The organism is Legionella lytica (assembly GCF_044626755.1).
Lineage (GTDB): Bacteria > Pseudomonadota > Gammaproteobacteria > Legionellales > Legionellaceae > Legionella > Legionella lytica_A.
The window spans coordinates 19,996-45,354 of the sequence record NZ_JBGORX010000006.1 but is presented as its reverse complement, the minus strand read 5'-3'; the positions used below and the strand labels follow the sequence as shown (position 1 = coordinate 45,354).

Below are 25,359 nucleotides of genomic sequence, written 5' to 3'. Positions count from 1 at the left end.
TTGTGTTAGAATGTATCTAATGTTTTCACGTCTTTTGATTATTCCATGACCAGAATAACTGAATTAGCTCAAGGTGACCGTGCTCGATTAGTGAGCTATGGTACCACCGAGGTGCAATATAGACGCAGGCTCCTGTCTTTAGGAGTTACTTGTGGGGCCGAATTTAGTGTGGTCCGCATGGCGCCTTTGGGTTGCCCCATCCAAATTGAAGTCCGAGGCACTGCATTGACTTTGCGCAAGGAAGAGGCAAGCCAATTGATTTTGGAGCGTATATGACCCACGTTTTATTGGTAGGTAATCCTAACTGTGGCAAAACCACCTTATTCAATGCCTTAACTGGTGATAATCAGCGTATTGGAAACTGGCCGGGAGTTACCGTCGAAAAGAAAACAGGGACTTTTTCTTTAGAAAATCAATTAATTAATATCACTGATCTACCTGGTGTTTATTCCTTGGTGGCTAATTCTGGCGGTGTGAGTCAGGATGAACAAATCGCCGCACAATCGGTTGCGACCATGCAGGCAGATTGCATTATTAATGTGGTTGATGCCTGTCATTTAGAGCGCCATTTATATTTAACCAGCCAGATTTTAGAGCTGGGAAAACCAGTTATTGTCGCTTTAAACATGATTGACATCGCCGAGCAGCGCGGTATTTCCATTGATGTAAGTGCTTTAGCTCAGCAACTCGGTTGTCCTGTTATTTCCCTTCAGGCACATAAAAAAGTAGGACTCATCGCTCTGGAACAGGCTTTGCTCAAGTTGCCGCAGGTCATTTTACCTTGGACCCTTCCTTTAGACTCTGGCGTACAACAGGGCTTAATGGAGATCGAAAATGCCTTGATTGCTGAGGGTTATAACCATGCGCTGGCATACTATTTTTCACGCAGAATCGCTGAGGGTGATGTGATTTTAGTTAATGAGCGAGTCACCCAAGCTTTATCAGTATTGAACAATAATGATTTGAGCGTTGATGTTTTATTGGCGGATGCGCGCTATCAAAAAATTCATGAATTAGTCAGTGCGGTGCAAAAAAAACGCAGTGACGCCAGCGAAAATTTTACTGCCAAGCTGGATCGTATTGTATTGCATCGTTTTTGGGCATTGCCAATCTTCTTTGGCATGATGTATCTAATGTTTTTATTTGCGATCAATATAGGTGGAGCATTCCAAGACTTTTTTGATATCGGTACCGATACCATTTTTGTGCAAGGAGTTGCGTGGCTAATGCAACAAGTGCATGCTCCAAATTGGCTCATTGCCATTGTGGCGAATGGGATTGGCAAAGGAATTAATACCACATTAACTTTTATTCCCGTGATTGCGGCGATGTTTTTCTTCTTATCCTTATTAGAAACCTCGGGATATATGGCGCGCGCTGCGTTTGTGGTTGATAAAGTCATGCGGGTCTTGGGGTTGCCGGGTAAGTCTTTTGTGCCCATGATTGTAGGCTTTGGTTGTAATGTTCCAGCGATTATGGCGGCGCGTACCTTAGATTCTGAACGCGATCGGTTGCTAACCGTGATGATGAGCCCCTTTATGTCATGCAGTGCTCGCTTGGCCATTTATGCGGTATTTGTCGCTGCTTTTTTCCCTTCTGGTGGGCAAAATATTGTATTTTCTTTGTATCTGGTTGGTATTTTAATGGCGATTCTCACCGGATTTATTTTACGTAAATCGATACTTAAGGGACATTCTTCCCCTTTAATTTTAGAATTACCTGCATACCACAAGCCGTCTCTGCGCCGTTTATGCAAAGAAACTGCCATGCGCCTGCGCTTTTTTGTGCTGCGCGCGGGTAAATTAATTCTTCCTATCTGTGTGATTTTAGGGGCTTTAAATGCCATTACTGTAGGTGGGGGAATTAATACCGCTGACGCAAGCAGTGAGTCTTTATTATCAATAATGGGGCAATGGCTCACTCCTTTATTTACCCCGATGGGGATTAATGCGGACAATTGGCCGGCGACTGTGGGCTTATTAACGGGAATGTTAGCCAAGGAAGTTGTGGTTGGCACCTTAAACTCTCTTTATGCCCAAGCAGGGCACTTAGGTGAAATTGCGGCCGCTCATTTTGATTTTTGGGGCGGTATTAAGGCGGCATTATGGTCTGTGCCTCAAAATTTATCACAATTAGGAAGCGCTTTTGCAAACCCTGTCTTAGCGAGTGCTGCAGATAATCCAGTATCGCAATCAGTTTATGGCATTATGGCCCAGCGTTTTGATGGGCAAATTGGCGCCTATGCTTATCTGTTATTTGTTCTCCTATACATTCCATGTGTTTCTACGATGGCGGTTATTCGCCAGGAAGCCAATAAAAAGTTGATGTGGATGTCCGTTGTCTGGTCCTTTGTGGTCGCTTATTTGGCTGCGGTTGGGTTTTATCAGGGAGCGAAATTTGTGGAACATTCACCTCATGGCATCTATTGGCTTTTAGGTTCCCTACTGACCTTTGTCTTGCTTCCTTTTCTATGGCATTTCAATAAACGGATGATGGGAGGACAGAATGTTATTGCAAATACGTGATTATATTTGTCGCCAGGGCGTGGTCAGTACCCAGCAATTAACTCGGGAGTTTCATCTGGATTTGCCTACGTTGCAGCCGATGTTAGATGTTTGGATTAAAAAAGGGGTGATTCGCAAATGCCAGGAAAAAGCGAATTGCCAAAGCACTTGTTTTAAATGCCGCATCAATGCCCCAGAATATTATCAATATCAGGCGTAGTTATCTCTCAGAGCCTCCTGGAAATGGCATACTGGGTAGCCGTGCTCATTTAGTACAGCTTGATATGAGATTGGTTTGCGAATCAGGCTTCGCTCCGGTATTACGCGGTGCTAATATAAGCTATATAATCCCCGTTTTGCTGAGATATTTTGCGTCTACGTACTGTTTTTATTATTTTTTTACATCTTTTTTACCACTATGCAATGCAACTTTGATGCTCATTCTTGAAATTTGGGCTAATATATAATCATAAACAGAAGCAATACATTGGATACTAATACATGGCCAATGAACCAGATGAAAACAATATGGATCCTTTAGCAGATCTGCCCGAAGAGCGCAGCATTGATTTGCGCAAATTGGAAATGGAGGCCGATCTTAATGATCCCGTAGCATTAGTTGAGCGGGTTTATCAGATTTGGTGGCATTGGGCTGATTTCCATCTTTATATTATTTCGCCTACTATCCCGCCGGTCTCTCCGCCTATAGTAATTAAACCGGAACTAATCCCTGGGACTCAGGAGTATGAGTTTGTTTACGATATTCACGACTACGGTTCGAAGCTTTCAACCTCGAAAGGCGAAGACATGGTTAACTCAGGCATGTCCATGTGTAAATTATTCTATACCATAGAAAAAATGATTTACATTCTGGTCGAACGATTGAAGTCTGGGGGTATTAGTACGGAAGTTGAGGTGCAAGTTGCTTTTGGTGGGCATTTGTTATCACAAAGAAAGGCTTTTGAATCAATCATTAACCTGAATTATAACGTCGTCGTTACCAACTTCGATCCGGGAGCTTGGGGTGAGCGCTATCTGCAAATTGTAAAACAAAATGCGGAAAAATATGGTTATCCTCCAGAGGCACCTCGGTCAACCTTTAAGCAACCGCATAAATCTCCGGGGATGAAGATTTAAGTAGTTCTTAATAATGACACTTACTTAGGTGTTTTACCTTACCTCTCTTCTCTCATATCTACGTTCCGCGACTTGTTCGCGGAATTCAGCCCCTTCTGTTCGGACATAGGGCTTTAGATCACCCGGACAAGCCTCGACATCTTCAGAAGATCTTTCGACCTAAGCTCCTCTGGAGGGTGGGTGATACCTAAATTCGATTAAATTTTAATCATTTAAACCGTTATATCTCCACACATTATGACTTAATCTTGCGTGATAAAAACAGAGTGCTATACTTCGCATTCGTGCGTCCTTTATCTAACTTTTCAAATTAAGGAAGAAACTAACAGTGAACAAAAAAAGACCCGTTAATCTTGATTTGGGTAGTTTAAAATTTCCCCCTATGGCAATCGCATCGATATTGCATAGGATTTCAGGGGTGGTTTTATTCCTATTGTTGCCAATAATGTTGTTTATTTTTGGCCAGTCCGTGCAATCCGCAGAGACTTTTGCACAGATGAAGGCATTATTAACACATCCGTGCTATAAGTTGATCTTATGGGCTTTTGGGGCTGCATTGATTTATCACGTGCTCGCAGGTATCCGTCACATGATTATGGATTTTGGATTTGGTGAGCATCTTAGTGCTGGTCGGCGTACTGCTGTTTTAGTAATAGTTCTTGCCGTTATTTTGTCAATTTTACTAGGATTCTGGATATGGTAACAAATGTCACCAGCTTAACTGGCAATGGGTTAAAAGATTGGTTAGTTCAACGTGTTACGGCAGTCTATTTCGCTGCGTATGTGTTTTTCTTATTTGGATTTTTATTGTTGCATCCAGGATTGAGCTATGAACAATGGCATAGCCTATTTACTAATCCAGCGGTGCAAGTTGCAACTGCTTTAGCATTGTTTGCATTAACTTTGCATGCCTGGATAGGTATCTGGACGGTAACCACCGATTATATGAAATGTACTGTTCTACGAGTATCAGTACAGATGTTGGTTCTTTTATGGCTCCTTAGTCAATTGATTTGGGGCTTCTTGATCCTTTGGGGGCGGTAAGCATGGCTATTGCACGGAATACATTTGATGCAGTTATTATTGGTGCTGGCGGTGCTGGAATGCGCGCTGCACTACAGATGGCAAACTCTGGTTTAAAAGTTGCACTTTTATCTAAAGTATTTCCAACGCGTTCACATACAGTTTCAGCTCAAGGTGGTATTACCTGCGCTTTAGGTAACTCACATGATGATGATTGGCGTTGGCATATGTATGATACTGTAAAAGGCGCTGATTACATCGGCGACCAAGACAGTATTGAGTACTTATGTAAGACAGGGCCTGAGGCTGTTTATGAACTGGAACATATGGGCTTGCCGTTTTCGCGTATGGACAATGGTAAAATTTACCAACGTCAGTTTGGCGGACAGTCTAAGAATTTTGGTGGTGAACAGGCTGCTCGTACCTGTGCAGCAGCCGACCGTACCGGCCATGCCTTGCTTCACACGTTATACCAGCAAAATTTAAAAGCAAAAACCCACGTTTTTAGTGAGTGGTATGCTTTAGATTTCGTTAAGAATGCTGAAGGTCGTATCTCAGGTGTTACGGCAATGAGCATTGAAACGGGTGAAGTAGTCTTCTTTCAATCACGAGTATGTATTTTAGCTACCGGTGGTGCGGGTCGTATTTATCAATCGACTACCAATGCTTTCATCAATACTGGCGATGGTTTTGGTATGGCATTAAGAGCTGGCATTCCATTACAAGATATGGAAATGTGGCAATTCCATCCTACCGGAATCGCCGGTGCCGGTACTCTAGTTACCGAAGGTTGCCGAGGAGAGGGTGGATATCTTATTAATAAAGATGGCGAGCGTTTTATGGAACGTTATGCGCCTCGAGTTAAAGATTTAGCCTCACGTGACGTAGTTGCTCGTTCGATGTCTTTAGAAATGCGCGCTGGCAAAGGTTTTGATCCAGGCGGTGTTGATTACGTTAAGTTGAAATTGGATCATCTAGGTGCTGATTTAATTATGTCGCGCTTACCTGGAATTCGCGAATTATCGATGAAATTTGCCGGTGTTGACCCAATTATTGAACCAATTCCCGTAGTTCCAACTTGCCATTACAGCATGGGCGGTATACCGACTAACGTGCATGGCCAGGTTATTAGTAAAACAAATGGCGAAGAACATATTGTAGAAGGCTTGTATGCGGTAGGTGAGTGTGCTTGTGTGTCGGTACATGGCGCTAACCGTTTAGGTGGAAACTCTTTATTGGATTTAGTTGTCTTTGGTCGTGCTGCTGGAATTCATGTTGAAGAATTATGGCAATCCAATAATTTGCCTGATGTGGCTTACATCAGTGATGAAGACGTTGCGGCATCTTTGGTTCGTTACACTCGTTGGAATGAATCTAAAGATGGTGAGAGCATTGCGGTTATTCGTGCAGACATGCAGCGCGTAATGCAAGAGGATTTCGGTGTATTCCGTACTGGTGAAGTGATGGAATCGGGCCTAAAACGTTTAGAAGCCTTACGCGAGCGTTTGAAGCATGCGAAGCTGGAAGATAAAAGTCAGGTCTTTAATACCGATCGCGTTAGTGCTTTAGAGTTAGATAACTTAATGGCTACCGCTTATGCGACCGCACATTCGGCCATCGTTCGTACCGAAAGCCGTGGAGCCCACAGTCGTGAAGACTTCCCACAGCGTGATGATGCCAATTGGATTAAACACATACTGTACTTTGAGGAAGGTGAAGTAATCGATTTTCGTCCGGTTAATGCATCACCTAAACATATTGCGCCTTTTGAGCCGAAAGAACGCGTTTACTAAAGAGGATATATCAGAATGTCAGATAATAGAAATTTGACTTTATCAATTTATCGCTATAATCCTGATGTGGATGCTAAGCCTTATATGCAAGATTACCAATTAACAATACCGGCTCAAAGTGATCCGATGTTGTTGACTCTGCTTGAGCGTTTGAAAGATGAGCAGGACTCTACCATCAGCTACAGAAGATCATGCCGTGAGGGGGTCTGTGGTTCTGATGGGATGAACATTAATGGAACGAATGGGTTAGCCTGTATTACTCACGTTTCTCAGTTAAAGACGGATAAAATTGTTATCCGTCCTTTACCTGGTTTTCCAGTGATCAGGGATTTAGCGGTTGATATGTCACAGTTTTATCAACAATATGAGCGTATTGAACCTTATTTACAAAATGACCAGGTAGCTCCTGCTCAAGAGCGTTTACAATCGCCAGAAGAGCGAGCACAACTTGATGGACTCTATGAATGTATTTTGTGTGCATGCTGCACCAGTTCATGTCCTTCTTTCTGGTGGAATCCAGAGAAATTTGTAGGCCCTGCAGGATTATTACAGGCGCGCCGTTTTTTAGCAGACAGTCGCGATACTGCAACTGATCACCGTTTGGAAAAGTTACAAGACCCATTCAGTGTGTTCCGTTGCCGTACCATCATGAATTGTACGAATGTTTGCCCGAAGGGACTCAATCCAACGAAAGCGATTGCAGAAATTCGCACGCAAATGTTGAGACAGGAAACCTAATCGCAGTAATGATGCAATTTATCCGCCCTTGCATAATGCCGGGGTGGAGTCGTTACATAAACCTTTAGCTACACCCTTTGGAGAACGATAATGAGCAGTTCCAATCTGCAAAATGAATGGGCCTCTTCCTACTTGTCTGGTGGAAGTATGGCTTACGTTGATAGTCTTTATGAAGATTATCTTGCTGATCCTGATTCGGTTTCTGCCGATTGGCGAGCAGTATTTAGTGCCTTACCTAAGGTTAATGGCTCTAATCAAGACTTATCTCATCGTGATATTCGCGAATATTTTTTGCAGAATGCGGACAAGAAAGTTACTCATGTTGTTCAATCTGGAGATAGCCATCAATATGAAGTGGCTAGTTTAATTAACGATTTCAGAGCCTTAGGGCATCTTGCCGCACGTCTGGATCCCTTAGAAATGACCGAGCGTCCAGCAGTTCCTAATCTGGATTTGAATTTCCATAATCTGACCAACGTAGATAAAAACCGCCAGTTTTTTGCTGGCACGTCCTTTAATGGCCCAGAAATGCCTTTAAATGAAATCTATGAAGCTTTACGTGAAACTTATTGTGGCAGCATTGGTATTGAATACATGCACATTTCTGATACGGCAGAAACGGTATGGTTACAAAAGAAAATGGAATCAGTACGTGGGCGAGCTACTTTTGACGCGGCTCAAAAAATGGAAATTTTAAAGGACTTAATTGCGGCTGATGGTCTAGAGCGTTACTTAGGTACTCGCTATGTAGGGCAAAAGCGTTTCTCCTTGGAAGGCGGTGATTCTTTAATCCCCATGATGAAAGAAATTATTAATTGCGCGGGCAAGGAAAATGTAAAAGAATTAATCATTGGTATGGCACATCGCGGACGTTTAAATGTATTGGTTAACGTTTTAGGGAAAGAACCTAGCGTGCTCTTCCAAGAATTTGAAGGCAAAATTAAATACGAGCGTACCGGGGATGTGAAATATCATCTTGGCTATTCTTCTGATATTAAAACGGCCTCAGGCAATGTATTGCATTTAGCCTTAGCCTTTAACCCTTCTCACTTAGAAATTATTGGCCCAGTAGTTGAAGGTTCGGTACGTGCACGTTTAAATCGTCGTAATGACTTAGAGAAGAAAGACTCGGTAGTTCCGGTGGTGATTCATGGGGATGCTGCGTTTGCCGGTCAAGGCGTAGTGATGGAAACCTTTAACTTTTCGCAAGCACGTGGTTACGCAACTGGTGGTACGGTCCATATCGTCATTAATAACCAGATTGGTTTTACGACTAGCAATCCTTTGGATGCTCGTTCTACTCTTTATTGTACTGACGTTGCCAAGATGGTTCAGGCTCCAGTCATTCATGTGAATGGTGATGATCCTGAAGCAGTGGTGTTTGCAACTCAGATCGCCTTTGATTTCCGTATGAAATTTAACCGCGACGTGGTTATTGATCTCGTATGTTACCGCCGTCATGGCCACAACGAGGCTGATGAACCAGCAGTAACCCAACCTGCAATGTACAAGAAAATTAAATCGATGCGTCCATTGCGTGAACTGTATGCCGAAAAATTAATACAACAAGGCTTGTTGACAGCTAAAGATGCGGAACAACTTGTTGATGCTTATCGTGACGGTTTAGATCAAGGTAAGCCCGTAGTTAACCTGGTTCATGGCGATTACGAAGGTAAATATGCGATGGACTGGAGTCCTTTCATTAATGGCAAGTGGACTGATAAAGCAGATACCACCATTACTAAAGGGGATTTACAAAAACTCACCGAGCAATTAAATGATTTACCAGCCGGCTTCTCTTTACATCCAGTAGTACAGCGTTTATTAGGTGAACGTGACAAGATGACCGCAGGTGAATTACCCATGAACTGGGGTTATGCAGAGACTCTGGCTTATGCAAGTTTAATCCAAGAAGGTTATGGTGTTCGTTTGTCTGGCCAGGATTGTGGTCGTGGTACCTTCGCGCATCGCCATGCGGTATTACATGATATTGAAACCGGTGACTCCTTTACTCCTTTAGAGCATATTAAAAATGGGCATGGCCGTGGTTTTTCAGTCATTGATTCGGTGCTATCTGAAGAAGCCGTATTAGCATTTGAATATGGTTTTGCCTGTTCTGAGCCTAACTATTTAGTTCTTTGGGAAGCTCAGTTTGGTGACTTTGCCAATGGTGCGCAAGTCGTTATTGACCAATTCATTAGTTCTGGGGAGCAAAAATGGGGCCGTTTAAGTGGCTTAGTAATGTTGTTACCCCATGGTTACGAAGGTCAAGGACCCGAGCATTCATCTGCACGCTTGGAGCGTTTCATGCAGCTTTGCGCGCAGCATAACATCCAGGTTTGTACGCCAACTACCCCGGCGCAGATCTTCCATTTATTAAGAAGACAAGTCATTCGTGATTTTCGTAAACCATTGATTGTGATGACGCCAAAGAGCTTATTACGCCATAAGTTAGCGGTTTCACCTCTAGAGGATTTATTTAAAGGCAAATTCCACACGATTATTCCGGAAATTGATGCTTTAGATGCGGAAAAAGTAACGAAAGTGGTGCTCTGCGGTGGAAAGGTTTATTATGACTTATTGCAAATGCGTCGTGATAAAAACTTGGCTCATGTTGCTATTGTACGAATTGAGCAAATGTATCCATTCCCTAAAAAAGCGCTAATTGCAGAAATTAATAAGTACCCCAATGCTAAGGATATAGTCTGGTGTCAGGAAGAACCACAAAACCAAGGCGTCTGGTTCTCTTCTCAGCATAATATGAAAGATTGTTTACGTCCTGAGCAATCATTGCAATATGCCGGACGAGAATTTGCTGCGGCACCAGCCGTAGGTAGTCCTGCCTTGCATGCACAACAACAATTGGCCTTAGTTGAACAAGCGTTGTTGGGATAAATTTAGGCTATTGCTGTCTGGGCTTTGCTCAAGACAGCGCTCTCTCTTAAATGAATTTAATAAAATAAGAAGGTATAACCATGTCTATCGAAGTCAAAGTACCTGTATTGCCTGAGTCGGTTGCTGATGCAACTGTAGCTGCTTGGCATAAAAAAGTAGGTGATAAAGTTACTCGTGATGAAAATCTATTGGATCTGGAAACAGATAAAGTAGTTCTTGAAGTGCCAGCTCCTGCTGACGGCGTGCTTAGTGAAATTCTTTTCCAAGCGGGTGACACAGTAACTTCGGGCCAACTTCTGGCAAAAATCACTGCAGGTGCTGCAGCTCCTGTTGCTGAGGCTAGTTCTAAGCCAAGTGAAGAAAAAGCTGCTGTAAGCAGTGCTGAGGTTAGTGCTCATGAAGACAAATCTACTAGCCCAGTCGTTCGTCGTATGATGGCAGAGCATGATTTGCAACCGGGTCAAATTCCTGGCAGTGGTAAAGACGGCCGTATTACTAAAGACGATGTGCTTTCTTATATTGAATCCAATCGAGATAAAGCAGCTCCAGCTGCAAGCAAGTCTGCACCCGCTGCTCCCGTGACGGCTATAGGTGCTCGTGAGGAGCGCCGTGTGCCGATGACTCGTTTACGAGCCAAAATTGCTGAACGTTTACTTGAAGCACAACATAATGCTGCAATGTTAACTACTTTTAATGAAGTTAACTTGAAAGCAGTAATGGATATGCGCGCTCAATATAAAGACGGTTTTGAGAAGAAGCATGGCGTTAAATTAGGTTTTATGTCCTTCTTCACTAAAGCAGTAGTTGAGTCGTTAAAACGTTTCCCCGCAGTAAATGCCTCTATTGATGGTCAAGATGTGGTTTATCATGGTTTCTATGATATTGGTATTGCTGTATCTACTGAACGTGGATTAGTGGTTCCGGTGATCCGTGATGCAGATCAAATGAGCATGGCTGAAATTGAAATGGCAATTAATGATGCCGCTAGCCGCGCTAGACAAGGTAAATTGTCTATGGAAGAAATGCAAGGTGGTACCTTCACTATTACTAATGGTGGAGTATTTGGTTCATTATTGGCAACGCCAATTATTAACCCGCCACAAACAGGTATTCTGGGTATGCATAAAATCGAGGACCGACCTGTAGTTGAGAAAGGTGAGATTGTTATTCGTCCTATGATGTATGTCGCTTTATCTTATGACCATCGTTTAATTGATGGAAAAGATTCCGTACAGTTCTTAGTGAGTGTTAAAGAGTTATTGGAAGATCCTGCTCGTCTTTTACTTAACGTTTAATAATCACAATAACAGCAAGCCCGTGTCTGCGGGTTTTGCTTTTTTAAAAGGTAATTGCAATGAATTTACATGAATACCAAGCCAAACAATTATTTGCTAGCTACAACTTACCTGTACCAAATGGCCAAGTAGCTTACACGGTTGACGATGCACTGCAAGTCGCTTCTCAATTATCAACCAAACGTTGGGTTGTTAAAGCACAAGTACATGCGGGTGGCCGCGGAAAAGCAGGTGGGGTTAAATTAGTTTCTGACCGTGATGAATTAGCTGCAGCAGTTAAAGCATTACTTGGAACTCGCCTGATAACGTATCAAACAGATGCGCATGGACAACCGGTGAATGCGGTATTAGTTGAAGAAACTTGTGACATTGATCGTGAATTATATCTAGGTGCTGTTGTGGATAGAGCAACGCGTCGTGTAGTGATTATGGCGTCTACTGAAGGTGGCGTTGAAATTGAAAAAGTAGCTGAAGAAACTCCTGAGAAAATCTTCAAAGTGGTTGTAGACCCATTAGTAGGTGTTATGCCATTTCAAGCTCGTGAAGCAGGATTTAAATTAGGTCTGAAAGATGAGCAAATCAAGCAATTTACTCATTTGATGATGGGCTTGGGAAAAATGTTTGTTGAATGCGATTTAAGCTTATTAGAAATCAACCCATTAGTTGTGACTAAATCAGGACAACTATTGTGCTTGGATGGAAAAATCAATATTGATGGCAATGCGTTATACCGCCAACCAAAATTGAAAGGTATGCGCGATACATCACAAGAAGATGAGCGTGAAAACCGTGCCAGCGACTGGGAATTAAACTACATTCCTCTTGATGGGTCAATTGGTTGTATGGTTAATGGCGCAGGCTTGGCAATGGCAACCATGGACGTGATTAAGCTTCATGGTGGTGAGCCAGCAAACTTCCTGGATGTAGGTGGTGGTGCAACCAAAGAGCGTGTTAGTGAAGCACTAAAAATTATTTTATCTGACGATAAGGTTAAAGGTATTTTAGTGAATATTTTCGGTGGTATCGTTCGTTGCGACCTTATTGCGGATGGTATTTTGGCCGCAGTAAAAGAAGTCGATGTTAAGATTCCGGTAGTCGTTCGATTGGAAGGAAATAACGCTCAATTAGGCGCTGACATTTTAAATAAGAGTGATTTAAACGTAATTGCTGCAACCAGTTTAACTGATGCTGCGAAGAAAATTGTGGCAGCTGTTGCTTAATTAATTGATTGCTATAGAGCGATTGCCTGCAGCGTTAATCTGCGGGCTTAAACTAAATTTCGAGGTCAACAATGAGTGTATTAGTTAATAAAGAAACCAAAGTACTGTGTCAGGGTTTTACTGGCAAGCAAGGAACTTACCATTCAGAGCAAGCGATTGCGTATGGAACACGTATGGTTGGTGGGGTTACCCCTGGTAAAGGTGGCCAAACACATTTAGGCTTACCTGTATTTAATACAATGCGTGATGCGGTAGAAGCAACTCATGCTGATGCAACCGTTATTTATGTTCCAGCACCATTTTGCAAAGATTCAATTATTGAAGCAGCGGATGCAGGAATCAAATTAATTGTTTGTATCACTGAAGGTGTTCCTGTTCTTGATATGCTCGAGGTTAAAGTATACTTAGAGAACAACACACAAGCTCGTTTAATTGGACCAAACTGCCCGGGAATTATCACTCCAGGCGAATGCAAAATTGGTATTATGCCAGGTTCCATTCATTTACCAGGTAAAGTAGGTATTGTTTCACGTTCTGGTACTTTAACTTATGAAGCAGTTAAGCAAACTACTGATAAAGGGTTTGGACAAAGTACTTGTATCGGTATCGGTGGCGATCCAATTCCAGGAACCAACTTTATTGATGCATTAGCATTATTTGAAAAAGATCCACAAACTGAAGCGATTATTATGGTTGGTGAAATTGGTGGTTCTGCAGAAGAAGAGGCTGCTGAATACATTAAATCGAATATTAGCAAACCTGTGGTATCGTACATCGCTGGTGTTACGGCACCTGCTGGTAAGCGTATGGGCCATGCTGGTGCGATTATTTCTGGCGGTAAAGGTACTGCTGCTGAGAAATACGCGGCACTAGAAGCTGCTGGCGTAAGAACAGTACGTTCTCCTGCTGATTTAGGCGATGCGATTGCCGAAGTAACTGGCTGGTAAGAAATTTTTAAGCTGTAGGTTGGGCATCGGTCCAACCTACAATCATAAATAGGATTTATACACCATCCAGGCCACAGTGTTCTCAAAATGGATGTAACACCATGACAAATTTTCGAAGTATTGCTGACATAAGACGTGATTATGGTGAGTTAAAACTGCAAGACCAGAATATCCCTGATGATCCGATTGAACAGTTTCACTTATGGTTCGCTGATGTTTTAAAAAACGAAACCAATGACCCCACCGCTGTAGTACTTTCTACCGTAGACAACCATGGTCACCCTGATTCCAGAGTTGTTTTATTGAAAGGGTTGGAGAATGGAAATTACATTTTTTATACCAATTATCAAAGCAGCAAAGCAAAGCAGTTGCAAAAGCAACCTTATGCGGCACTTAATTTTTATTGGCCCCAAATGGCAAGACAAGTTCGCATTCGTGGCAAAGTCGAGAAAGTAAGTGGGGAACAATCCGATGCTTATTTTTCTTCAAGGCCAGTTAAAAGCCAATTTAGTGCGATTGCATCCCCACAAAGTCATGAAATTTCCAGCAGGGAAATGTTGGAGAATGCATTAAATGACTTAATCCAGCAGCATGGACCAGAGCCTGTTTTACGGCCCGAATATTGGGGGGGATACATGGTTATTCCTGATGAGATTGAATTTTGGCAGGGGAGAGATAATCGCTTGCATGATCGAATTCATTATTACCGGCAAGAAGGGCGCTGGCAGCATCATCGCCTGGCACCCTAACGGCAAAATTTGCCGGCAACACATTTTTTACACCTCTCTTTCTTTGGAACAGAAGTGTAGCCCGTATTAGACGAAGTCTTACTACGGGTTTCCTCACCCAAATTTCCCGTATTACGTAGTGACGAAGCTATTCTTGGTTGTCGAGACCTCCTAAGTAACTCAAAAAACATAGCTTATTCATTATGTTAGAAAAATAATTCCCCAAATAAAAAAGTTGGCCTGCAAATTGCATCTATATATATAGAAATCATAAACGAAGTTAAGTACATAGTTTTTGAAGAAATTGTCAAAAATGAGTAAAGGTTTCTAATTTGGCTGTTACTGTTTTTTTAAAGTCGTAAAATTGCTTTAAGTGCAGAAATTATCGACATGAGAAGATAAAAAAATGCACACAGCTTTAATAATAATACAACTTGGAGTATCACAGTTGAGCTTGGGAAAATACATACAGGATACATAAATTGAGGGTACAATCATGAATGACATTACTGCCTTACTACCACATATTAAATTACGTTTTAACATTGATCATCCAAGCCATGAAGAGAGCTATGCCTTAGGATATGAGTGTGCGTTGGCTTATGCTGCAGAAGAAGATAATCCTTATCCAAAAGGAACTCAAGAAGCTGCACATTGGTTAGAAGGATGGTGGGATGCGTTATCTGGTGATGAGCCTTTATTTGATATTAGTGCGTATTTACAAGAAGAAGAGGCATTAGAGCCAGAAATTGCTGCAAACGACCAGCAATATTGCCAAAAGCATGGTTTCTTGTCACTGGTAATTGAAATCAGTGGGGCAATAGCTGCTTCTGCATTCGTTGGATATCAATTATTTGAGTTAGTAGCCTAGTCAGGCTACTTACTCAGTTGAGAGCTGTTCATCAGCGGTAGACTTGGTTATAATTTGCCTTTTACCGGATCCAATCACTCTGATGAATGCACTCGACAACGCCATAAAAGAAGCCCTTATTTCTGCTGGAGCTTCAAAAGAAGCGAATAAAGCCTATCTGGAATTTATTAAAGCCAATTTCATTATCCCTGTAGAAAAACATATGGAGGGTGAAGAGCCTCGGGTGTTATTTTTCCAAGAGGGGAATGAACTATTTCTTCCGGTCTTCACTGATAAGGCTTATCTCGATGCATGGGCTGCGGAAATAGCCACCGAAATTAATTTACTTAAATTATCCGGTGTTGATTTACTCAAAGGGTTGGGAGACAAGGTTACCGTGTGTTTAAATATCGGTAGTGATGTTTATAAGGAATTCAATCCTTCTGAAACAGCAAGAATGCGTTCTATGGTATTAAAGTTTTTTAAAAATTAGTGGGATTGAGCACCGTCACGTTCCAGTTAACTCCACGGTGCCCTGCCTCCGATTGCCTGAGCAAACCCCTACATCTGAAGATTACCTTCTGGTCTAGTGGCAACCTGCACATGGTCTGCATCATCCTTAGTTAATGTATAATTATGCTCCTGTGCGTATTGATGTACCAGCTCTCTCACCTTACTGTAGATGGCAATTTTTACAAATCGATTTTGCTCTTCCGTTAATTGGCTACTGTCTTTGTAGCCTACCTCATCCAAAACTGCACCGTACAGCTCTTCATTTTCCTGGAAAATTTTTTCCAGAAAATGACCAAGGGCAGCAGAATTAATATCTTGGGTAAAGCTGAAGTGGTCTGCCATTTTATTTAGGTTACTGCTATTCTTGGGGTCGCTAAAATAGGATATAGCTTCTTGCTCTATTAATTTGCCAATAGAGTCCTTCGGTTCTTTTTTTTCAAACATTGAATACATGAGTATCTCCTCCAGAATGCCCCAAAATAGGACTTATTGTGCGCTCAAAGTACCACTCTATTTATAATATGATTTAAAATCAAAATTTTCCAGGTACTGTGGAGTTAACTTGACAAATAGATGCGTGGTGTCTGGGGCTTGTATTATACTAAACCCCAAAATTGCTACAAAATTTTCTGCTTAAGGTAATTAAAGTTTGCCCTAAAATTACTCAGTAATAACAGTGTTGAAATAAATGGCAGCAGCAGTATAATCTTAGGGTAATTTCAGTTATTCTGAGAGAAAACACCGATTCTCTGCGGTTGACCCGCGGAAATTTGTGGCTTTGTTCAACTCGATAATCTGGTAACTACATTGTTGAATGTATGGATTTTTAGAACAACGTTACTACGAATCAGGTAATAGGAGTTTTGTTTTTGGAGTATCTAGCCCGGCAATAACTATTTGCTTATGCTGATAAAACAAGGCGAATTAGGGCTTTTATTGAGTAGAGATTTATGAACAAAATGCATAATGCTAAAGTAGATATCTATAATCACAAGAATTATCTAGGAATTGCTTGGTTAGTTTGGGGTTTAGCTGCTGCTTTTTATTTTTCTGATTACATGGCCCGTGTTGCTCCTGGGGTAATGCATCGTTATCTACAAATGGATTTCGGAATCAATGAGGCTGGGTTCGGTATATTAACCGCTTCGTTCTATATTCCTTATATTCTCATGCAAATCCCTGTCGGGCTGACAGTTGATCGTCTAAGTATTCGCGGCCTATTAACGGTAATGTCTTTAGTTACTGCTTTTGGCTGCTGTGTTTTTGGCTTAGCTGATGGACTGCTTATGGCTTCAGTCGGTCGAATGTTGATTGGCTTTAGTGCGGCATTTGCTTTTGTCTGTTCGTTACGATTAGCTACATCGTGGTTTCCACCAACTATGTTGGGATTATTAGCTGGTTTAACTCAATCCTTAGGGATGTTAGGGGCCGCTGCTGGAGAGGCTCCAGTATCCTTTTTAGTAAGTAATGTTGGCTGGCGTCACAGTATGCTTGTTATTGCCTTCTTATTTATTGCTCTGGCGGGTCTTCTTTATCAGTTCGTTCAAGACACTCCTGCGGGACATCGCAGTGATGCACATTCGGTTAATCATATTAGTATTCTGCAAAGCTTAAAGATCATTTTATCTTGCCGACAAACCTGGATTAATGCCTTATATGCGGGTTTTTTATTTGGACCCACTGCTGTGATTGGTGAGGCAATTGGCCCGGCTTATTTACAATTTGGTCACGGTTTAGGTGCACATGCTGCGGCCTTTGCAACCGGTTTGATTTTCATTGGTTGGGGAATTAGTGGTCCATTTTCTGGTTGGCTGTCTGATAAAATGGGTCGTCGTAAACCCTTAATGATTATTTCTGCCTTATGCGGAATGGTACTTACTTCCATCTATGTTTTTAGCCCATCTTTAAGCCAAAATTATGCCTATTTTATTTTCTTCCTTTTCGGTTTGACTAATACTGGGGTTGCCATTGCTTATGCGGTCTCAACAGAGATTCATCACCGTAATGTGATTGGTACTTCAATTGCATTCACGAATATGATCTCTATTTTTGTGGGTGCCTCTTTACAGCCTATTGTTGGGCGTTTGGTCGACATGGTTTCAGGTGTACGTGCCTATAATGTAGAAAGCCTATTGCTGTCTGATTTCCAGGCAGGATTAAAGATATTGCCACTATGTTCCTTTATAGCACTTATCTTAGCGCTCTTGGTTAAAGAAACCTATTGTAAGCCAATTGAACACGCATAATTTATGCACATATTATCTAAATTAGGTAGGTACTGAATACTCATAATCAGCATCTACCTAAAAGCAAAAAGTCTCATTGCAAAGGCCGATTTCAGCTGTAAGCAATGGCTACATTACTTTCTATTGTTCAATTTTTTTCTTTGTTTTCAATCACTAGTTTATCGCACAATAAGTCTATTTACTGTTATACTTTATGCTGCATTTCGAATTACTAACATGGAGAGCATAATGAAAAAATTGGCAGGATTAATAATTATCCTGGCCGCTTTGGTTCTAGGCGGATATTATGGTATGGGCATTCTTACTGAAAAAACAATCAGAAAGAATATTGAGGTAATTGACCAATCGAATGGATTGCACGCAGAGATTAAGCAATATAATCGCGGTCTATTTAGTTCTGAAGCTCAGATCCAATGGCAGCTACATATTCCTGAGCATGTGGCTGATGTAAATGGAGTTGCACAAACTGTTCCTGCACAAGATTATTCAATGGAAATGCCTTTAACTATCCATCATGGTCCAGTTATTTTCGCTAATAACTCCGTACGATTTGGACTTGGATATGCTGAAGCCGTTTTCCCATTCCCTAAACAATATATTGATCAATTTAATGCGAACTTCACGGCTGACTCAACTAAGCCACAATTAGACTTAAGTATTTTTGTGAATTATTTTAATCAAAGCACCCTGGATTTTAATGTTCCTACCTTCAATTTAACCTCTAAAGATGGTGGCCGTTTTAATTGGTTAGGATTGAATGCGACTACAACTATGTCTCCTGGAATGACTAAGGTTGGCGGTACTGTAGTTGTTGATGGGGTTCATCTTGCGAAAGGTGATGCGCAAGTTGATTTAGGCAAAGTATCTAGTGATTATGATCTACATGAAACGGATTCTGGTTTGTATTTAGGTGATGCGAACTTCACTTTGCCTGAGTTTAACATCCAGGTTAAAGGGCAAAAAATATTCGAAGTTTCAGAATTACTCTTTAAATCAAAAAGCGATATTGAGCAGCATTTATTTAACACAAGCTTTACTATGACCATTAAGTCAGTTTTAGCAAATGCGCAAAATTATGGTCCAGGTGAAATCAATATATCGGTAAGAAATCTTGACGCAGAGGTATTGGCGAAAATTAACCAGCAAGCCAATACAATGCAAAATGGTACTGAAGAACAGCGCCAACAAGCTATGATTGCTTTACTTCCTGAGTTACCTAAGTTATTCAACAAAGGGGCTGAGTTAGAAATTTCTAAGCTCAATTTCAAACTGCCTGAAGGTACAATTGATGGCACTTTGCTTATTTCTCTACCTAAAGATGAAAATGCTAACCCATTCCAATTAATGCAAAAAATTCATGGTAATGCTAAATTGAGTGTTCCTGCTGCTACTGTAAGAGAATTAATGAAGCAGGCAGTAGCCCAACAAATGGCAAAACAACCTAATAATGCGCAACCAGCAATTGCGAAACAGCTAGGTGCTCAGCCTGCTGATCAGCAACCAGGACAAGCTGCTGCTGGACAACAGCCAGCACAACCCGCAGTAGAGCAGCAAGTTGAACAACAATTAAATGCGCTTAAACAGGCAGGTTTAATTGTCGAAAAAGGTACTGATTACTTCATTGAGTTAAGCTTGGACCAGGGTAAATTTATTGTGAATGGTAAGCCATTTAATGATTCGATGTTAAAGTTTTAATTCGAATCTGCATTGTTTAAAAAAGGGGAAATTGTATTTGCAATTTCCCCTTTTTTATTTTTCAGCAAGTTTAAGATATTAAGGGCTCCAGTATTGGTTATTCTCTATTGATTTAACGTAGTTTTTTCAATTCGACCCTTGTCTGACACGGTTTGATTCGGTAATATACTGTTTTTAAAAGGAGGAGCTAATAATAATGACAACAATCAGTAATGAAGTAGTGGATAACACCGCTTCACTAGCCGAGAGCGTAACACATTCAGTACAAAAATATTTTTCAGAGCTTAAGGGAACTGATCCTGTTGACTTATACCAGTTTGTACTTGAAGAAATCGAGACCCCTTTATTTCGAGCAGTAATGGAACACTGTAAGTACAATCAGTCGCGTGCTGCAATTATGCTGGGAATTAGTCGTGGAACATTGAGAACTAAGTTACGTCGTTATTTTGATGACAAATATGTTGGTACGCGTGATTAATTGCGGATCCAAATAAAGGAGGGAGCTAAGGCTCCTTTTTTTATTTGTAGTCCTGTCCCTGGAGGACAGGGAACTACGTCATTGAGCTCATTTTTAATTTGCTTCCATGCCTCGCGTGACAACCAATGGATTACTATCAGTATGCTCAGATGAGCCAAAGGGACCAATATTTTTCCCGGTTATTCGGTACTTAATATAGTCAATCAGATGCAAAATTATATTGAGCAGGTTTTTCGTGTCATGTTTTTCAAATTGCATCCACGTTCTTTTTCTACCTTCGCTATCCTCTTTTACTCCAAAAAGAACCTCTTTTGATATTGGATAAGAAAGAGAATATTGCTGGACCACAGAATGATGAGATGAAATGCGTCTGTTAATGCTGGAATTAAAATTTTTAACTAACTCCTCATAAAATTTTCCATCATCCTCCCAGTTCAGATGTCCACCGTTTAGTATTTCTTGCAATATTTCCTGAGTACGCACCGGGTCTGTTTCATAATCAGAGTTAAGGTGGAGTGATGCGATTAAGCGAAGCAAAAAGTTAATCTCTTCACTGCTGGTTTCCATATGGTGCTGTTTTCTATGTAAGCCGTTCTGTATGTGTTCGAGCATGTCCTTATAGGTGGTTTCAATTTTATCGAAAAATCTAAATAGGTTTACGCATTTAGACATAATGCTCTCTTTTTTTATTAACTGCGTTAATTGTAGCAGCGTCAAATTAAGAGATTATTAAGATTATTGTAAATAGCGAAGGAGCTTGAAGATTTTGTCACAAGAATAGGGTTTTTGCTGGATTTGTTGGTGAGAGAGGGCATTGAACCCCGCGGGCAAGCCGCGGGATAAGAACTATAGAAGGGATTATTCGGCGAACATAGAACTAACAGATTCTTCTATATTTACACGTTTCATTGCTTGTGCCAGCATGTCAGAAAGGCTGACTACACGGATTTTATCGCAAGCACGTCCTTCTTCTGATAAAGGAATCGTATCAGTAATCACTACTTCATCAATGTGGGAATTTCTAATGTTGTTGAGCGCTGGGCCAGATAAAACTGGATGGGTAATATAGGCTCTTACACTTTTTGCGCCGCTTTTCTTTAATTCATGAGCTGCAGAACAAAGAGTTCCTGCGGTATCAACAATGTCATCAACGATAATACAGTGCTTATTTGTCGGATCGCCAATGATATGCATCACTTCGGACTTATTCGGTCCACTACGACGTTTATCAATGATAGCTAGTTCTGCATGTTCGATGCGTTTCGCAACCGCACGAGCTCGCACTACACCACCAACGTCTGGTGATACAACCATAACATTTTGTAGATTTTGCTTGGCAATATCTTCAAGTAACATAGGTGTGGCATAAACGTTATCTACAGGCATGTAGAAGAAGCCTTGGATTTGATCCGCATGCAAGTCAACGGTAAGAACACGACATATTCCTACAGAGGCCATCATATCGGCAACAATCTTTGCCGTAATGGGGACTCGAGCAGAACGAACTCGTCTATCTTGACGTGCGTAACCGAAATAAGGGATTACAGCAGTAATACGAGCTGCAGAAGATCTTCTTAGTGCATCTGCCATAGCAAGTAGTTCCATCAAATTATTATTTGATGGGGCGCAAGTCGACTGAATAATAAATACATCCCGCCCGCGAACGTTCTCAAGGATCTCAACCATGGTTTCGCCATCGCTAAAAGTACCAACGGTTGCTTTGCCTATGGGGATTTGTAAGTGGGAAGAAATTTTTTGTGCTAGTTCCGGATTCGCATTACCGGAAAATATCATCATTGTGGACATGTGTATAAAGCCTTAGACCTAGGTTCATCGTAACTTAAACACATAGCAGAAGACAGCCAAAAAGATATTATTATTATTTGAGCACCAACGAAAATGCATCCTTCCAGGTTATCTTCTGCTGTCTGTTTACTTGTGAATCAACAAGAAAGTGGCAGGGGTGCTAGGATTCGAACCTAGGTATGCAGGGATCAAAACCCTGTGCCTTACCGCTTGGCGACACCCCTAAAAAATTGCAGATTCTATATCAAAACTTCCATAAATTATAAAAGCTTTCATCCTTGCGATGTGGAGGTATTTTGCAGTGCTTTTATGAACATGTCAACTTTGAAAGCAATAATTTTTATAAATTTTTTAAATTTATTTTTTTGGTAGCTTTTTGGTTGGTAAATTAGTTCAATTTGAATTCAAGAAGGTTGTTTTAAACGCCTAAGATGCGGGGGTTCTCGGAATAAGGACACGTTAATTTTTACCTTATTGGAGAGAACCCTCGTGACTTTGGGTTGAGGTAACCCGTTAGATAGACCAATTTTTAATAACAACTTTCACCATTACCCCATTCCCATCTAAACGAACGATGCCAGGAAGTGCGGTTCCTTTTACGGTCGTGTAGTTTCCAAAGGTGACGGTATAGCCACTTTGTCTTAGCATCACTAAGTGGTTAGCGGCATCACGTTGTTCTGAACCTACTTTTCCGGGAGCAGGGAGGCCTCTAACCCAATAATAGAGATTATTTACAGGAAGACGAACGCCTGTTTGTTGCAGTAACAATTCATCCGCATTGGATGAAGTAATTCTTTTGGGTCCATCCTGGAAGGTAATCGTGCTCCCTTTTTTATTAATTAGCACAGTCCCAGCCCCTAAAGGCCCCATTAAACGGATCTGGTATGAGCTTGGCCCGTTTTGTGTCCAATGCATTGCTGCAGACCAGCCTTTAGATTTATTTTTGGCTGCTAAAGCACCACGAATTTCCCAGGAAGAAACCGTTTCTGATTTGCCTGTCGCTGGTTGTTGTTTTTCTGTCGGTGTTTCATTGGGAACTACTTTTGCTATTTTGCTTGGTTGTTCTGGCATCATTGCCGGTCTTGGTGGCGCACATGCCGTTAGCAAAAAAATAGGAAGCACCATAAAACGTTTTAAATTATCCATACTCACCTCGGTCCGTGATCTGGTAAAGCATTGCATCCTACTGTTTTACCAGGATTATTGTAGTTTTTTGTACAACAATACGCTAGACTGGTCGTCTTAGCAATCAGTCTTAAATCATATGAAATCAAAAGCAATATATCCAGGCACCTTTGATCCGGTGACCAATGGACATGTGGATATTATAGGACGAGCCGCGAATATTTTCCCTGAACTTATTGTTGCTGTTGCAACTAATAAGGCAAAAAAACCTTTTTTTCCTTTAGAAACCCGGATACGTCTTTTGCAAGAAAGTGTAGCTGATTTGCCGGGTGTGCAGGTCATGGGCTTTGATAATTTACTTATCGAGTTTGCACAGGAACAAAAGGCAACGGTAATTTTACGTGGTTTGCGTGCGGTATCTGATTTTGAATATGAGTTTCAACTTGCTGGAATGAACCGTAAGTTATCTCAGAATATTGAAACCATATTTTTAACACCATCAGAACGTGCCATGTTTATTTCCTCCAGTTTGGTACGTGAAATTGCGAATTTGCATGGCGACATTTCTCAATTTGTTCCTCCTTGTGTAGCTGAGGAATTACAAAAGAGACAAAAAAGTAATGATTTTCAATAGAAGAAAGCCCAAGTCTTTGGGGGCTATAGTATTAATTTTTAGTTGTTTTTTTGCTGGTGCTAATGCTTATGCAAAACAGGCGCTTAATTATCCTCCGGGATATGCAGTAGCTACGGCTAATCCTTTAGCGACTAACGCGGCTTTAGATATTTTAGCCCATGGTGGAAATGCTTTTGATGCGGGCATAGCCGCTGCGGCAGTATTAGCAGTGGTTGAACCTTACCATTCCGGTTTAGGTGGAGGCAGTTTTTGGTTATTACACCAGGCAAGCACTCGCTCTAATGTTTTTATTGATGCCCGGGAAACCGCACCGGCTGCTGCTCACAAGGATATGTTTTTAACCGCTGCTGGAGAGGTTATTCCCGATTTATCCTTAAATGGAGGCTTGGCCGCGGCGATTCCAGGTCAGCCTGCAGCTTTGGTTTATCTGGCAAAGCATTATGGGCGATTACCCTTAAATAAGAGCCTGGCGCCTGCAATCCAATTGGCTCAAGATGGTTTTTTAGTGGATAAGCAACTCAGCCATTTTTTTCATATGGATGGTCGATTGGAGCAGCTTAAAAAGTATCCAGCAACCGCTGCAATCTTTTTAAAAAATGGACGCCCCTATGAAATTGGTGAGCGTTTGGTGCAAACCGATTTAGCGAATACCTTAAAGCGGATCGCGGAGCAGGGTGAAAAGGGTTTTTATACTGGAGATGTTGCTCAACGCTTAGTAACAAGTGTGAACGCTGCGGGTGGACGATGGGCTTTATCCGATCTGGCGGGTTATCAAGTGAAGCTTAGAGAACCCTTGATTGGTGCCTATCGCAATATGCTCGTGATTACCGCTCCCCCACCTTCTGCGGGTGGGATTGCTTTATTAACCATGTTAAATATTTTATCTCATTATTCTTTAGCATCCCTACCTAAGGTGCAATGGGTACATTATTTAACGGAGTCTATGCGTTTGGCCTATTGGCAGCGTGAAGAGTTTTTGGGAGACCCTGATTTTATATCTGTGCCTGTGGAGAAATTGATTTCAGCAGAGAATGCGAAACAATTAAAAACCCTAATTCCTGAGAATAAAGCAATTTCTAGTGAGGTATTAAAGGGCTATGGCACCAGTTCTATTAAAGAAAGTAATACTACCCATATTTCCATCATTGACGCAGAGGGTAATCGTGTTGCGGCAACGATGACCATCAATTTTATTTTTGGTTCCAGCGTAGTTGCGGAAGGAACCGGTGTTTTACTTAATGATGAAATGGATGATTTCACCGCTAAAGTGGGCGAGTTAAATGTTTTTGGGGTTGTTGGTAGTGATAAAAATAGCATCGCTCCGGGTAAACGTCCTGTATCCACCATGACGCCAACCTTTCTGGAATTGCCAGGGCGGGTTGCGATTTTAGGAACTCCAGGAGGCAGTCGTATTGCGACGATGGTTTTGCTTGCTTCATTGGTCTTTCATGATGATTTTGGCGCAATTAGCATGGTTTCGGCAATGCGTTTTCATCACCAATTTCTTCCCGATTTATTGCAGTTTGAGCCGGATACTTTTTCACCAGAGCTGCAAGAAGCACTTAAGGCTATGGGATATACCTTGAAACCTTTAAAGCAATATTATGGGGACATGCAAGCCATTACTTGGGATAAAGATACAAATATTCTTACGGCTGCTTCTGACCCCCGCGCGATGGGTTTGGCGGCTAGTGTTGTTACTAGTGTTCGAGGGTATGGGGTGAAGTATTAG

The 25,359-nt window shown here is 41.5% G+C and carries 24 protein-coding genes and 1 tRNA gene; 20 read left to right on the top strand and 5 right to left on the bottom strand.

Annotated elements, in window-relative coordinates; all coding sequences use genetic code 11:
- Nucleotides 1–45: 45 nt before the first annotated feature.
- The 15 genes from ACD661_RS12720 (at nucleotide 46) to ACD661_RS12650 (ending at nucleotide 15,623) form a co-directional block, all read left to right on the top strand.
- A complete protein-coding gene (locus ACD661_RS12720) occupies nucleotides 46–276 on the top strand; it encodes a FeoA family protein (protein WP_400188245.1) in 231 nt (76 codons plus the stop codon).
- Complete coding sequence (gene feoB, locus ACD661_RS12715; RefSeq protein ID WP_400188244.1) at nucleotides 273–2,525, top strand: Fe(2+) transporter permease subunit FeoB; 2,253 nt, start codon at nucleotides 273–275, stop codon at nucleotides 2,523–2,525. Before ACD661_RS12720 ends, feoB begins: the two co-directional genes overlap by 4 nt.
- Nucleotides 2,506–2,724, top strand: coding sequence for a FeoC-like transcriptional regulator (locus ACD661_RS12710; protein ID WP_400188243.1), 219 nt, complete (start codon nucleotides 2,506–2,508; stop codon nucleotides 2,722–2,724). Before feoB ends, ACD661_RS12710 begins: the two co-directional genes overlap by 20 nt.
- A 308-nt stretch (nucleotides 2,725–3,032) precedes the next feature.
- On the top strand, nucleotides 3,033–3,641 hold the full coding sequence (locus tag ACD661_RS12705; protein ID WP_400188327.1) for a virulence factor: 609 nt from the start codon (nucleotides 3,033–3,035) through the stop codon (nucleotides 3,639–3,641).
- A gap of 328 nt (nucleotides 3,642–3,969) precedes the next feature.
- Complete coding sequence (gene sdhC, locus ACD661_RS12700; protein WP_400188242.1) at nucleotides 3,970–4,344, top strand: succinate dehydrogenase, cytochrome b556 subunit; 375 nt, start codon at nucleotides 3,970–3,972, stop codon at nucleotides 4,342–4,344.
- Complete coding sequence (gene sdhD, locus ACD661_RS12695; RefSeq protein WP_400188241.1) at nucleotides 4,338–4,685, top strand: succinate dehydrogenase, hydrophobic membrane anchor protein; 348 nt, start codon at nucleotides 4,338–4,340, stop codon at nucleotides 4,683–4,685. Before sdhC ends, sdhD begins: the two co-directional genes overlap by 7 nt.
- A gap of 2 nt (nucleotides 4,686–4,687) precedes the next feature.
- On the top strand, nucleotides 4,688–6,457 hold the full coding sequence (gene sdhA, locus ACD661_RS12690) for a succinate dehydrogenase flavoprotein subunit (RefSeq protein WP_400188240.1): 1,770 nt from the start codon (nucleotides 4,688–4,690) through the stop codon (nucleotides 6,455–6,457).
- A 15-nt stretch (nucleotides 6,458–6,472) separates the two neighbouring features.
- Nucleotides 6,473–7,195, top strand: a complete 723-nt coding sequence (locus tag ACD661_RS12685) for a succinate dehydrogenase iron-sulfur subunit (protein ID WP_400188239.1) — start codon at nucleotides 6,473–6,475, stop codon at nucleotides 7,193–7,195.
- Between the two features lie 90 nt (nucleotides 7,196–7,285).
- A complete protein-coding gene (locus ACD661_RS12680) occupies nucleotides 7,286–10,090 on the top strand; it encodes a 2-oxoglutarate dehydrogenase E1 component (RefSeq protein ID WP_400188238.1) in 2,805 nt (934 codons plus the stop codon).
- 80 nt (nucleotides 10,091–10,170) lie between these two features.
- The gene (odhB, locus tag ACD661_RS12675; protein WP_400188237.1) at nucleotides 10,171–11,385 is read left to right on the top strand and encodes a 2-oxoglutarate dehydrogenase complex dihydrolipoyllysine-residue succinyltransferase; all 1,215 of its coding nucleotides are present in this window, start codon (nucleotides 10,171–10,173) and stop codon (nucleotides 11,383–11,385) included.
- A 59-nt stretch (nucleotides 11,386–11,444) separates the two neighbouring features.
- Nucleotides 11,445–12,605, top strand: coding sequence for an ADP-forming succinate--CoA ligase subunit beta (gene sucC, locus ACD661_RS12670; protein WP_400188236.1), 1,161 nt, complete (start codon nucleotides 11,445–11,447; stop codon nucleotides 12,603–12,605).
- 71 nt (nucleotides 12,606–12,676) lie between these two features.
- Nucleotides 12,677–13,552, top strand: a complete 876-nt coding sequence (gene sucD, locus ACD661_RS12665) for a succinate--CoA ligase subunit alpha (protein ID WP_400188235.1) — start codon at nucleotides 12,677–12,679, stop codon at nucleotides 13,550–13,552.
- A 101-nt stretch (nucleotides 13,553–13,653) separates the two neighbouring features.
- Nucleotides 13,654–14,301 (top strand): pyridoxamine 5'-phosphate oxidase, encoded by a 648-nt coding sequence (pdxH, locus tag ACD661_RS12660; RefSeq protein WP_400188234.1) that lies wholly within the window; start codon nucleotides 13,654–13,656, stop codon nucleotides 14,299–14,301.
- Between the two features lie 475 nt (nucleotides 14,302–14,776).
- On the top strand, nucleotides 14,777–15,151 hold the full coding sequence (locus ACD661_RS12655) for a ribosome modulation factor (protein WP_400188233.1): 375 nt from the start codon (nucleotides 14,777–14,779) through the stop codon (nucleotides 15,149–15,151).
- A gap of 82 nt (nucleotides 15,152–15,233) precedes the next feature.
- Complete coding sequence (locus tag ACD661_RS12650) at nucleotides 15,234–15,623, top strand: SseB family protein (RefSeq protein WP_400188232.1); 390 nt, start codon at nucleotides 15,234–15,236, stop codon at nucleotides 15,621–15,623.
- Nucleotides 15,624–15,691: 68 nt separating this feature from the next.
- Here ACD661_RS12650 and ACD661_RS12645 read toward each other — a convergent pair whose 3' ends face one another.
- Complete coding sequence (locus ACD661_RS12645) at nucleotides 15,692–16,096, bottom strand: hypothetical protein (protein ID WP_400188230.1); 405 nt, start codon at nucleotides 16,094–16,096, stop codon at nucleotides 15,692–15,694.
- Between the two features lie 497 nt (nucleotides 16,097–16,593).
- Between ACD661_RS12645 and ACD661_RS12640 the strand changes: the two genes are divergently transcribed.
- The 3 genes from ACD661_RS12640 (at nucleotide 16,594) to ACD661_RS12630 (ending at nucleotide 20,062) form a co-directional block, all read left to right on the top strand.
- The gene (locus ACD661_RS12640; RefSeq protein ID WP_400188229.1) at nucleotides 16,594–17,889 is read left to right on the top strand and encodes an MFS transporter; all 1,296 of its coding nucleotides are present in this window, start codon (nucleotides 16,594–16,596) and stop codon (nucleotides 17,887–17,889) included.
- Between the two features lie 228 nt (nucleotides 17,890–18,117).
- Nucleotides 18,118–19,584, top strand: coding sequence for a YdgA family protein (locus tag ACD661_RS12635; protein ID WP_400188228.1), 1,467 nt, complete (start codon nucleotides 18,118–18,120; stop codon nucleotides 19,582–19,584).
- 196 nt (nucleotides 19,585–19,780) lie between these two features.
- Nucleotides 19,781–20,062: a helix-turn-helix domain-containing protein gene (locus ACD661_RS12630; protein WP_058476721.1), complete on the top strand. Its 282-nt coding sequence runs from the start codon at nucleotides 19,781–19,783 to the stop codon at nucleotides 20,060–20,062.
- A 93-nt stretch (nucleotides 20,063–20,155) separates the two neighbouring features.
- Here ACD661_RS12630 and ACD661_RS12625 read toward each other — a convergent pair whose 3' ends face one another.
- The 4 genes from ACD661_RS12625 to lolB form a co-directional block, all read right to left on the bottom strand.
- Nucleotides 20,156–20,734: a hypothetical protein gene (locus ACD661_RS12625; RefSeq protein ID WP_400188227.1), complete on the bottom strand. Its 579-nt coding sequence runs from the start codon at nucleotides 20,732–20,734 to the stop codon at nucleotides 20,156–20,158.
- A gap of 186 nt (nucleotides 20,735–20,920) precedes the next feature.
- Nucleotides 20,921–21,868 carry a ribose-phosphate pyrophosphokinase gene (locus ACD661_RS12620; protein WP_400188226.1) on the bottom strand — a complete coding sequence of 316 codons (948 nt, stop codon included), beginning with the start codon at nucleotides 21,866–21,868 and terminating at the stop codon, nucleotides 20,921–20,923.
- 149 nt (nucleotides 21,869–22,017) lie between these two features.
- Nucleotides 22,018–22,092, bottom strand: a tRNA-Gln gene (locus ACD661_RS12615).
- A 289-nt stretch (nucleotides 22,093–22,381) separates the two neighbouring features.
- Nucleotides 22,382–23,014 carry a lipoprotein insertase outer membrane protein LolB gene (gene lolB / locus ACD661_RS12610; RefSeq protein ID WP_400188225.1) on the bottom strand — a complete coding sequence of 211 codons (633 nt, stop codon included), beginning with the start codon at nucleotides 23,012–23,014 and terminating at the stop codon, nucleotides 22,382–22,384.
- A 118-nt stretch (nucleotides 23,015–23,132) separates the two neighbouring features.
- Between lolB and coaD the strand changes: the two genes are divergently transcribed.
- Both coaD and ggt read left to right on the top strand, forming a co-directional pair.
- The gene (gene coaD, locus ACD661_RS12605; RefSeq protein ID WP_400188224.1) at nucleotides 23,133–23,627 is read left to right on the top strand and encodes a pantetheine-phosphate adenylyltransferase; all 495 of its coding nucleotides are present in this window, start codon (nucleotides 23,133–23,135) and stop codon (nucleotides 23,625–23,627) included.
- Nucleotides 23,614–25,359, top strand: a complete 1,746-nt coding sequence (gene ggt, locus ACD661_RS12600) for a gamma-glutamyltransferase (protein WP_400188223.1) — start codon at nucleotides 23,614–23,616, stop codon at nucleotides 25,357–25,359. The genes coaD and ggt overlap by 14 nt, the downstream gene beginning before the upstream one ends.